This is a genomic window from Achromobacter mucicolens (genome assembly GCF_029866465.1).
GTDB lineage: Bacteria > Pseudomonadota > Gammaproteobacteria > Burkholderiales > Burkholderiaceae_B > Achromobacter > Achromobacter mucicolens.
Window position 1 is genome coordinate 274,228 of record NZ_CP123364.1, and the last position, 10,741, is coordinate 284,968.

A 10,741-nucleotide genomic window follows, 5' to 3' on the forward strand; every position below is an offset into this window, starting at 1 on the left:
CTGCCATGAACACGATCATTCTTGCTACCGATGGGTCGCTGCACAGCGACGCGGCGGCCCGATTTCTGGTGGATAGTCCCTTGCTGAACCGGGATTTCGTCGTGCATGTGGTGCACTGCGAGCCCGACGTGGGCGGGGACGTGAAGTCCTTCATCGGAAAGGCGGACATCGAAGCCTGGCACCACGAGGAAAGCGGCAAGGCGATGCAATCGGTGGTCGGCATTCTGACCGCCGCCAATGTCAGCCACGAATGCCACGAGCTCGTGGGTTTCACGCCAGAGAAGATCGTCGAGTATGCGAAGCAGGTCGACGCGGCGGCCATCGTGCTGGGGTCGCACCATCACAGCCCGCTGCTCAACGCCATTCGCGGCTCGGTGTGCGGGCGGATTCTGGCGCATGCGCCCTGTCCGGTCATGCTCGTCTGACGTGGCGGCGGCGCCGTTCGGGCCGCATGGGCGCTGGCAGTGGTATCTTCTGCGGATCTTTCGCCCCAAACCCGCGCTCATGTCCGACGTTACCGCTCCCGCCGATTCGCCCGTTACCGACGCGCCGGCGGCGCCGCACCGGCCTTTCATCCAGAATGCCGGCACCCGGCGCACCCTGCATTTCACGCAGCAGGAGATCCAGAGCAGCATGTCGCTGCTCAATCCGGACGCGCTGGAGATCGAATACACGCGGATGATGATGGGCTTCGTGCTGTTCAAGCCGGAACCGGCGGACATCCTGATGGTGGGCTTGGGGGGCGGATCGCTGCCCAAGTTCTGCCATCGCTATCTGACGGGGGCGCGCATCACGGTGGTGGAGATCGATCCGGCCGTCATCGCGCTGCGCGACGCGTTCATGGTGCCGCCGGACGGCGAGCGCTTTCAGGTGATCGAGGCCGACGCGGCCCGGCACCTCGCGGGTCTGACCGAACAGGCCGATGTGATCTTCCTGGATGGATTCGTGGCCGGGGGCATCCCCGACCCGCTGTGCAGCGCCGGCTTCTACGCCGACTGCCACCGCGCCTTGCGCGACGACGGCATCCTGGTGATCAATTTCCACGTCAACCACCCTATGCATCACGAATACCTGGACCGCGTGCGCGCGTCGTTCGGCTCGTCGATGTTCGAGGTGGTGGACGACGACATGACCAACAGCATCGTGTTCGCCTGCAAGGGCGATCTGCTGAACGACCCCGCCGCGGCGCAGGTGAAGCGCCCGGCATCGATGCCCAAGGACGCGTGGCGCCAGCTCATGCCGACGATGCGCGTGATCGGCGCGACGTTGGAATTGCGGTAGGCGGGGGGGCGGCTACGCCGGATCGCCCAGCATGATCGACAGCAGTTCGCGGGTCGCGCGCGACAGGTCGCGGGGCGCCGGTGCCTCGCCCTTTTCTCCCAGCGTTGTCGTCAGGCTGGACACCGTCTGCGCGACGGCTTCGTCGTCCAGCATCGTGGGCGCAGGTCCGGCGCCCGCGGCTGGCACGGGCGGCGGCGTGATGTGTTTTCTGGCCGCCTTGAGCAGGTCCGCCACCGGATCGGTCTTGCCGCGCGCGTTGACGCGGTCGGTCATGGCGGTGGCCAGGCTCTTGCCCCCGCCGCGGGTCCGCAGGCCGGACCGCTCGCTCGCGGCCTCCCAGGCGCCGCGCTGCGCGGCGTAGGCGGTAAGCAGCGCGAAGCGGTCCGCGTCGATGAGCAGCGGCGATTCGGCCACCGCGATCAGGAGGGACTGGTAGGCGGCGCTTGCGGCCGTGGCATCGTTGCCGATCAGGGCCTTGGAGACGTCTTTCCACAGATGATGGAACGGCAGCGTGGTGGCCGCGGCGAACATGTCCGTGCCCAGCGTCGCGCGCTGCTCGAAGGCCAGGACCAGATAATCGACGTCGTTCACGGGCTCGGGCTTGCCCGCGCCTTGCTGGCGGTGCAGCACGCCGTCCACCAGTTGCAACCCCGCCAGCTTGTCCTGCGAGTCCGCGCCCGCCAGGACGCGATAGCCGCTACGCCTCAGCGCATCGCCGTCGTAGACGCCGAAGCGCACGCTGACGCCATCGGTGCCGAACAGCTTGGCAAGCGGGGTGAGCAAACTTTCGCCCGTCTTGACGATGGCGCCGCCCACCGGGCCGCCCAGCATCGTGACCGCGGTGGAAACGAAATCCAGGATGCCGCGGGAAAGGCTGCTGTCGGCGAAACGGCACAGCGCCGCATACATCTCCAGCCCGTCGCTGGCGTAAGGAACGTTGCGCGCCACATAGACGTCGCGAAACGCCACGCGGCGGGCGCCGGCGTCCGGCGCGGCCGCGCCCAGCGCCTGCTGGATGAGGTCGTAGCCGACGATGTACGGAATCTCGCGCCGGACGCCGTCCGCGCCGTATCGCAGGAAGAACGTGCAGAGCGGCAGGAACTGGCTGAGGTAATTGCCCGCCTCGCACAGGCGCATTTCGACCAGCCGGACGCTGAAGTAGCACTGGCCGGGCACGAAGGCGGCGCCGTCCAGTCCCTCGGCCAGCGCGGTGTTGCCGGCAGGCGGCTCGATCTGCGCATAGAAGTTGCGTCCCGCGGGGACGGTGGGCAGGAGGGCGCCCGCGCCGTCGCCGCCTGCCGCCTTGCCGCCGATGCCGCGCAGCATGCCGAATAACCCATCCATGTCAGCTCCTTGTTCTGGGCCGCGCGCAGCGGCTTTGCGCTCAGTCGCGCACGATGGCCACGGCCGACGCCCAGGTCGGCAGGTCGCCCGCGTCGCCCTGCGCGGCCTTGCACGCGTAGCGATAGGCTTCCGCCAGGTCCTTGGGCTGCGCCGCGTCCAGGTACACGTCGTAGAAGCGCTGGATGTAGCGCGCGCAGGATTCCTCTTCGACCTGCCAGCGAAACGCCAGCACGCCGGCCGCGCCGGCGCGCATGACTTCCAGCGCCGTGCGCACCGACGCGCCGCTGCACGAGGACAGCACCAGCAGCTTGCATTTGCCCGCTTCCATCCACTGGCCGATCAGCCGGATCGACAACTGCCACGCTTCGCCGTCCTCGCCGGGCAGCACCAGCATCGTGCTTTCGCCCTCGGACACCGAATGGCCGGCGAAATGGAAGATGTCGTAGTTGCCCGTGCGCAACCGTTCCTCGATGCGGCGTTGCAGGTCCGCGCCCACCAGGCCCGTTTCGTCGGCGGCGCGCACGTGATCGATGATGAGGTGACCGGGTGCGCGCGCCGCCAGCTCGGCCAGGTGCTCGCGTTCCTTCGCGACGGACTGCAGCGGCCCGAACTCCATGGCGGGCAGCGGCGGGCCGCCGTCCTCGCGCCGGAAGGTGACGGTGCCGAACACCGAACTGGCGTCCATGAACAGCATCCGCACCGGCTGGCCGGGCGCGCGGGCGTCCGGCTCCCAGCGCGGCGCGGGCGCCGTGCCTTCCAGATGCAGGCGCCGCGCCATCGGCAGCTCCAGGCACAGGTAGCGGCCGCTGTCGGCGCCGAACTCGCGTCCCATCTCGAAGGGCAGGTTGAACAGGCGCGACACCTCCTGGCTGGCCAGGTTGAATTCAAAGCGCAGGTCCAGCCCCGCGAAGGCGCCGGCCCCTGGCGATACTTCCTCGTCGCGCGCCCGCTGGATCAGCTTGGCGACGGGCGCGCCCAGGCTGTGCGTGACCATGGCGCTGAAGACGTCTTCGCCCACCCCGCTCAAGTCTTTGAGCCATTGCGGCGCCTTGGTCTCGCCCAGATACGGGCTGAAGGTCTCGATGCGGCCCACCAGCGCGGAGATCCGGTCGCGCTCCTTGTAGGGCATGTCTTGCGAGGAATATTCGTGCCGCCCCATCTGGATGCGGTAGGTGATCGAATGCTCGCCCACGCGGATGATGAGCCGCCGCCGGCGCTTGGGCGCCAGCGGCGTCAGGCACGTGAGCACGGTGGCGACCTCCGCGCCGCTGTTGACGGCGGTCTTCGCGTCGTTGGTCCACATGAAGACTTCCGGGCGCTCCAGCACGTAGCGCTGCACGAGCTCGGGCGGGTCCACCGCCAGGACCAGCAAGGGCACTGAAGACCGCCGCGCTATCCATTCCAGCAGTTCCACCGCGGCCGCGCCGGGCTTGCCGCGCTTGCTGGCGGTCGAGCCCAGCCGGGCGTCGATGATGACGAGCCGCGGTTCGATGCGGGGCGTCGACAGATCCCAGGATTCGATCTGCGTCTTGGCGCTTTCCAGCGAGGTGCGGCGGCGCAGCTCCGCGCCCACGAACGGCGCGATCGCGGGGTACTGCTGCAGGTGGCGGTGCAGTTGGGCGAGGTTGTTGGCCCAGTCGTCCTCGTGCTCGTCGTTCATGCTGGCCAGCAGGATGAAGTTGGGTCCGGCGGGGTCGTGTTCCATGATGGCTGTCCCAGATTCCCGATGCCCTAGCCCGCCCGCAGCGGCAGGATCAGCGTGAACGCGCGCCACGGCGGCGTGACCGTCGCGTAGGCTTTGTCCGGGCGCAGCGGCGCAGGCGACAGCGGCGGGTCGGTGACCAGCGCGCCGCCGTGGTCGATCACGGTTTCCTGTATCTGGGTGATGGCGATGCTGGCGCCGTCGTGCGCGGCGCGTTCGGCGCTGAGCAAGGCGTCGTCGGGCACGGCGTGGGCGGGTGGATCAACCTCCCACAGTTGCTCCTTGCTCAGGCCAAAGCGGATCGTGCAGCCGTCCGGGCCGGCATCCAGGTCGATCGTCACGCGGGCGTCGTCCGCATTGCGGCAGCGCAGGAGGTAATCGGTCATCGACCGGAACGCCGCCGAGAGCGCCTGCGCATCGCCGGACACGGTCGGGCCGTCCCGCGAGGCCGTGCGATTCGTCAGCGCAATCCGGCGCTGGTCGCGCGCGGGCAGGGCGGCCACCACGTCCCGCAGGCGCGCGCCCAGTTCGACATCGCTGTGCATGGCGCGGGCGCGCCGCCGCGATTCGCTGGCGCCTGCCAGGCGCTCGAAGGTGATGTCGGCCTTGCCGATCTCGGCCACGATGCGCTGGCTCAGGTCCTGCGCCTGCGCCGCGACCTCCTCGGCGGGCATGCCCTGGCGGGCGTCCTCGTGCAGCAGCACGGTCTGCGATGTGAGGCTGCACGCCAGCGACAACGAGGTGCGCGTCTGCCGCGCCACCTCGGCCACGGTCTCGCGCAGGTAGCGCAGGTCGCGCGCCCACCCCAGGTCCGCGATGTCGGTGAAGAACCAGATCGACATGTCCAGGCTGGGATCCAGGTCGGTGCGCGTGGCCAGCACGGATCGGGGCTGGCCGGTGCTGTCCAGCAGTTCGATGCGTTCGCGCTTGACGGTAAAGGGAGCGGTCAGGATGCCCTGCGTGGCTTCGTCGCCCGCAATCGCGTAGTCCGTGATCGCCGGGGCCTCGTCCAGGCTGCGCCCGCGCCGGGGTTCAGCGCCCAGCATGTCGGTTGCCACGCGGTTCATCTCGATGACGGCGCCCTCGCGGCCCACGAACACCACCGCCTGTTCGGTTTCCGCCATCAGGCTTTGCTTGGTCTGGTTGAGCAGATGCTGCGCCAGGCCTTCCTCCAGCGACGCGATGATCTGGAGCAGGTCGTCGATGTCCGGCCCCTTGAAGGCGTGCGAGACCGACGATTCCACGTCAAGCAGCCACCGTATCCGGCCGTTCAGGTGAATGGGCACGGTCATGGCCGAGCGCAGCGGCCGCTTTGGTCCCCCGTAGCCGTGTTGCGCGTAGGCCGGGTTGCCAATGTCGTTCACCGCCAGCAGGCAGCCCTGCGCCAGCGTGGCGCCCAGCATGCCTTGCGAGGTGGGCTGCTGGTATGCGGGCGGCAGCGCGTAGGCCGGCGCCAGGCTGTGCTGGGTGACGACCTCGAAGCGCTTGTCCTGGCGGTTGACGCGATACAGCGCCACGTGGTCCCACGAAAAATGCTGCGCAAGCTGGACGATGATCTCTTCGGCGGCCTGGCGCAGCGACGCGGCGGCCATCACCTTGCGCCGCAGCGAATCGGCAAATTCGGCGCGCTCGTCGTCGCGCTCTTTTTCAAAGCGCATCAGCACGGGTTCCAGGTCCAGGGCGCGCAGCATCTCCAGGTGCCGCTCGCCGTAAGCGCCCGGCTGGCGCGAGCACAGGCTGAGCGCCGAGCTGTAGCCGTCCGGGCGTGTGACGGGTAGCGTGACGGAGGCCTCGATGCCCAGGTCCTGATAGCACCGCACGACCTCGTTGCCGGGCTGCGGCATGTTCTTCTGGACGAAGGCGCCGATCTCTTCGACCCAGGTCCGGCCGGAATCCAGGAACGCGCGGATCGTGGGCGGCAGGTCCATCCAGCGCGCAGGCCATAGCTCCACGCCCTCCGGGCGCACGGCGATCGCGCGAAACAGCGACACGTCGTTGCCATAGATGCCGAAGACCGCGTGCTCGAACGGAATGAGCCGCCGTATCTGCTCCAGGATGCGGTCCAGCTTCAGCCGCCAGCCGGCGATCGCGGGATCGAGGGCAATGCGCCGGATCTCATCGCGGGCGGACTCCAGCGTGCGCGACTGGATGACGGCAATGACGCCCAGCAGTTCGCCGTTGGGGGCGGGATCGGGCGTCATGACCAGCTCGAACTGCCGGTCGGCGTCGTCGGGAACCGGGATGGCGATGGTCACCGCGACCATCGCATCGCCTTCCGTGTCTTGCACGCAGCGCAGAATGGCGCGCTGCACGGGGCCGCCGTCTGATGGCCGAAAGCGCGCCGCGAGCCGGGTGCCGCACAGGGCCTCGCGCGGCAGGCCCAGCGTGCGCGCCGCCTCGGGGTTGGCAAAGCGGATCACGCCCTGCATGTCCAGCCGGAACACGGCGTAGGGCGTGCGCTCGAAACGATGCGATTCGGCCTCGCGAAACGGCGCGCCGTCGTTGACCAGCACAATGAGTTCGCCGCTGTCCAGCGTGCACAGCGGGATGAGCTGCGCGGGCACGCGTGCACCGCCGGGGCTCCGGTACACGACGTCGACGGCGCCATCGCCCATGCGCAGCGGCTTGGCAAGCCCGTAGACCTGGCTCACGTGCCGGTTGACGAGCGCCTCGCGCGCCAGCGGCAGGACGGCGCTGGCCGCGACGATCTCGCCGGATCGGGCCAGCACCAGGCAGGGCACGCCGACCTGGGACAGCACGCGCGCCACCTCGGCGGGCTCGCCAAAAAGGGAAAACTCGGGCAGCGCCGCGCCCTGGGCAAGCGCCGGCGCGTCGCGATAGGGTTTCGGCTCCATCTCTGTCATGACAAGCCCTCTTCACCCGCGGTCACCGCTTGATGAACGCGATGACCTGCTGTTGCGTGCCCTTGTCGTTGTCGAATCCGCCGTGCGTGCTGGACGCCACGGGCAGGACACGGGCGTTGGCCGGCGCGCTGCCCTCGGGCGATACGTGAAGCGCGTCGCAGGCAATGCCGGCATCCCGGAAATAGCGCTCCATGCCCAGCAGCGGTGTCGTCGTGCCGCCCTCGAACGATTCGCTGACCAGATACAGCAGCGAGCGCCGGTACGGGCCGCAGGTGGGATCGTCCTCTTCGGCGCGGTCCGACAGATGGAACTGCTGGTAGCGCTTCACGCGGCTGCCCAGGTGCGGCACGACCAGGTCCTTGAAGGTCTGCAGCCTGACGGCGGGCGCCATCAGGCTCAGCGACTCCAGCTCTCCGCCGTCGGCGGTCAGGCGCTTGACGAAGTGGCTGGCGACGATCGCGCCGGCCGAATGCCCCACGATGTGCAGGCGCACGCGGCCGCGCGCGACGTGCGCCTTGAAGTGCTTGTACAGCAGGATCATCGCCGCCTCTTCGCCGCCGTCGCGGACCGGTTCGCTCATGGCTTCGGCGTTCTGCTTCATCTCGCCCCAGATCACCGTGCCGGGCCGCGCCAGCCACCGTTCAAGCCGCTGGTTCCACCAGCGCTCCAGCCGCTCGCCGATGCCGCCGGTGGTGCGCGGCACGTCGCTCGCGGCGTCCCGGATGATGTTCCTGACGGTGGTGATGAAATCCGTTTCCCACATCAGGAAGACGGGAAAGATCTGGCTGTCGTAGAGCAGCGGGATCCATTCGGCGGCGGCTTCGGCCGCGTCGTTCTCGCCGACCAGCCCGCCGTGCGCGTACACGCACACGTCCATCGGCTTGTCCTTCAGGTTCCAGCGCTCGCGCGCGGCGCTCATGTGCACGTCCACGATGGCGCGCAGGTCGTCGGGCGTGGTGCGAAACGCGCCGCTGTTGCTGAGCTTGCCGTTGTTGCCCACGTTGACGATGAACGGCGTGAGTTCCCGGTCGCGCAGCACCTTGCCGGCGGCCAGCGTCACCTTCTGCCCTTCGGTGCGCAGGCTGATGCTGTTCGAGATCCGCTCGTGCTCGTGCGTGACCACGCCCAGTTGCACGACCCAGCAGTCCATCGCATTGCGCAGCCAATCGTCGTAGGTCAGCACGGCCATGCCGTGCGTGCCCCATTCCTCGCCCCAGGAGTTCTGGATCAGGAAACCGTCCTGCGTGTAGCCCACGATGACGAAGGCGTGGCCCTGCATCGCCGTTTCCTGGCCGGTGGCCGGAATCACCCAGAACGGCCGCGTGACGGGCGTGGGCTCATCGTCGTGCGGCGTGACGCCGTGTCCGTCGTCCCAGCCGTCGTGGCAGCCCGCGCTGGCGTACAGGATGCCGACCTCGTTCAGCGCAGCGTGCATCTCGACGATGCTGCGCGTGTCGATGCGGTAGTAGGCCCCGAGCGGGCGCTTGACCGCGTCCAGCCACCAGTCGTCTTCGGGGCGTTTGGCCGCCGGCGGCATGTCGAGCGTGGGAAATAGCGCCTGCGCGCAGGCGCCGTGGCGGAACCAGCCCTTCAAGGCGCCGCGCAGGCTGGAGCCGCTGTCGTCGACCGATCCCGGAAACTCGTCATAGCGCCGGGCCATGGAATACAGCATGAATGGCGAGATCGCGGGGCGCGTGTCGCGCTCGGATTTGCGCAGCAGGTATTCGACCACCGTGGACAGCGCAAATCCCGTGCAGGCCGACGTTTCGCCTTGGTGCTTCACGGTCAGCCCCATTACGGGGATCATCTCTGCCTTGGGCGTGACGGAAATGTTGGGCCGGAACAGGATGTCGCGCGCGTCGAAGGCATCGGGCTTGGCGGACCGCTCGAAGCGCCGCGCGGCCGGGGCGTCATCCTGCTTGCGGCGCTTGCGGGCCTTCGGGGCCGGATCTTCCGGCGCCGCAGCGGACGCTTGCGCCGCGCGCTTGCCCTTCTTCTTGGCTGCGGGCTTGGCCGCCGTGCGCGCTGCCGCCTTTCGGGTCGCCATGTCGTTCTCCCAATGCCGGCCGCCGGCTAGGACGCCAGCTTCAAGCTGGCGATGTAGCGCGGCGCGTCGGCGGCCAGCTTGGCCTGCACGTCGTCGCGCAGCTGTTCATACAGGGCGGCGTTCAGCGTCAGGCGCTGCGCGCAGGCCCAAAAGTTCACCTGCCGCGCGCCCCACTGCGCAAACAGGAAACGCTTGCGGCTGTCCACGGCGCGAAAGTAGTAGGCGCCTAGCGCCATCGACAGCCCGCCGCCGCGATCGCGCTGCACCGCGCCCAGCTGGAAGTTGCCGCCCGACTGCGACGACGCGTGAAAGTCGAAGAGCTTCACGGTGTCGTCGTCTTCGGCCAGCTGGCCCAGCGCGGACACCGCCTGGTCCAGCACCGCCAGCTGATCGCGCCGCGCGACGGCCAGCAGCAGGTCGACGGCCACCTGGTCCATGCGGAACTCACGCTCGTCTTCCTCGTGATGGGTAAAGTGCATTTGCCCGCTGGTCCACCCCAGGTTCTCCAGCACTTCCACGTAAGTCTGATACCAGGCCTGCGATTGGGTGAATCGGTCGTGGGCGGCGCTGGCTGCGCGTTGCGCCAGCTGCAGCGAATACAGCACGTCGCCGCGTTCCTGTTCCTGCAGGCCCGCTGCAAACGACAGCACGCTGCCGGCGTTGATGCTGGCCTGCGGCGCCTGCCGCGCTGTCTTGCCCGCGGCGCCGGCACGCAGCACGGCGCCCGAACGTTTGGCGGGCGTGCGCCGCCGCGCGACGGGCATGCCGGGCGGCTCCAGCGTCTGCACCGCCAGGTCGTTCAGATAACCGTGGATACCAACCGCGTTGACGCCGTGGTCCGGCATGGTGGACAGGGGCGCGGCGCGTTTGGATGCGCGGCCCGCGGGGCGCGGCGGCGGGGCAGGTGATACCAGCGCGCCGTCCTCGGAGAACGTGGCGGCCAGGATGAACTCGGCTTCCGCAGCGGAGTAGGCTGGGTCCCAGTGCGTGTTTTCGGGGACATGGCAATGGCCGTAGTGCCCGCTCTGCGAGTCCCAGACGGCGGCATCGCGGTTATGGCCGCCGGGGTCCTTGCCGTTCTTGGCCGGCAACGGGCGGCCCGAGGGCCACTTGCGGGGGATGCCGTGCTGCGCTTCGATCCAGCGGCACAGACGCGCCAGGTTGGTCAGCGCCCGGCTGTCCTTGGGCAGGTGCGCAAAGCCTACCAGCTCGATCTGCACGGCCGAATCGCGGTTGGTCTGGACGCCGCCCGCATCGTTGCGCAGCGCCCGCGCGCCTTCGGCGGTGTCGACGTGCTGGAAGATCGTGGTGGCGTCGACCGTGAAGTGGGGATCGGATCGGTTGCGGCGGAACGCGTCCATCGCGCCCTGCGCGGTGCTGCCTTCCGTGGTGTGATGGACGATCTTGAAAGGGCCGCCAAGGTGAGGCCCGGACGATCCCGATATGGGCCGCCACGTCGCGAATGGACATCGTGCCATCGATGGTCTCCTCGGAACGGGCGCG

General features: G+C 68.9%; 7 protein-coding genes. 2 read left to right on the top strand and 5 right to left on the bottom strand.

The features are described from left to right. Window positions 1-5: 5 nt before the first annotated feature. Both QEP15_RS01275 and QEP15_RS01280 read left to right on the top strand, forming a co-directional pair. On the top strand, window positions 6-425 hold the full coding sequence (locus QEP15_RS01275; protein ID WP_152383182.1) for a universal stress protein: 420 nt from the start codon (window positions 6-8) through the stop codon (window positions 423-425). Window positions 426-504: 79 nt separating this feature from the next. After that, on the top strand, window positions 505-1,281 hold the full coding sequence (locus tag QEP15_RS01280) for a fused MFS/spermidine synthase (protein WP_152383183.1): 777 nt from the start codon (window positions 505-507) through the stop codon (window positions 1,279-1,281). 12 nt (window positions 1,282-1,293) lie between these two features. Here the strand turns inward: QEP15_RS01280 and QEP15_RS01285 are convergent, their stop codons facing one another. From QEP15_RS01285 to QEP15_RS01305, 5 genes are read right to left on the bottom strand one after another with little or no spacing between them, the layout of a single operon-like run. Next, window positions 1,294-2,625 carry a hypothetical protein gene (locus tag QEP15_RS01285; protein ID WP_280148338.1) on the bottom strand — a complete coding sequence of 444 codons (1,332 nt, stop codon included), beginning with the start codon at window positions 2,623-2,625 and terminating at the stop codon, window positions 1,294-1,296. A gap of 40 nt (window positions 2,626-2,665) precedes the next feature. After that, on the bottom strand, window positions 2,666-4,330 hold the full coding sequence (locus tag QEP15_RS01290; RefSeq protein ID WP_180099635.1) for a CHAT domain-containing protein: 1,665 nt from the start codon (window positions 4,328-4,330) through the stop codon (window positions 2,666-2,668). Between the two features lie 26 nt (window positions 4,331-4,356). Further along, on the bottom strand, window positions 4,357-7,191 hold the full coding sequence (locus QEP15_RS01295; RefSeq protein WP_280148339.1) for a PAS domain-containing protein: 2,835 nt from the start codon (window positions 7,189-7,191) through the stop codon (window positions 4,357-4,359). Between the two features lie 22 nt (window positions 7,192-7,213). Then, window positions 7,214-9,238 carry a C1 family peptidase gene (locus QEP15_RS01300; RefSeq protein ID WP_280148340.1) on the bottom strand — a complete coding sequence of 675 codons (2,025 nt, stop codon included), beginning with the start codon at window positions 9,236-9,238 and terminating at the stop codon, window positions 7,214-7,216. Window positions 9,239-9,264: 26 nt separating this feature from the next. After that, window positions 9,265-10,716 (bottom strand): peptidoglycan recognition protein family protein, encoded by a 1,452-nt coding sequence (locus QEP15_RS01305; protein ID WP_217618111.1) that lies wholly within the window; start codon window positions 10,714-10,716, stop codon window positions 9,265-9,267. Window positions 10,717-10,741: the final 25 nt, after the last annotated feature.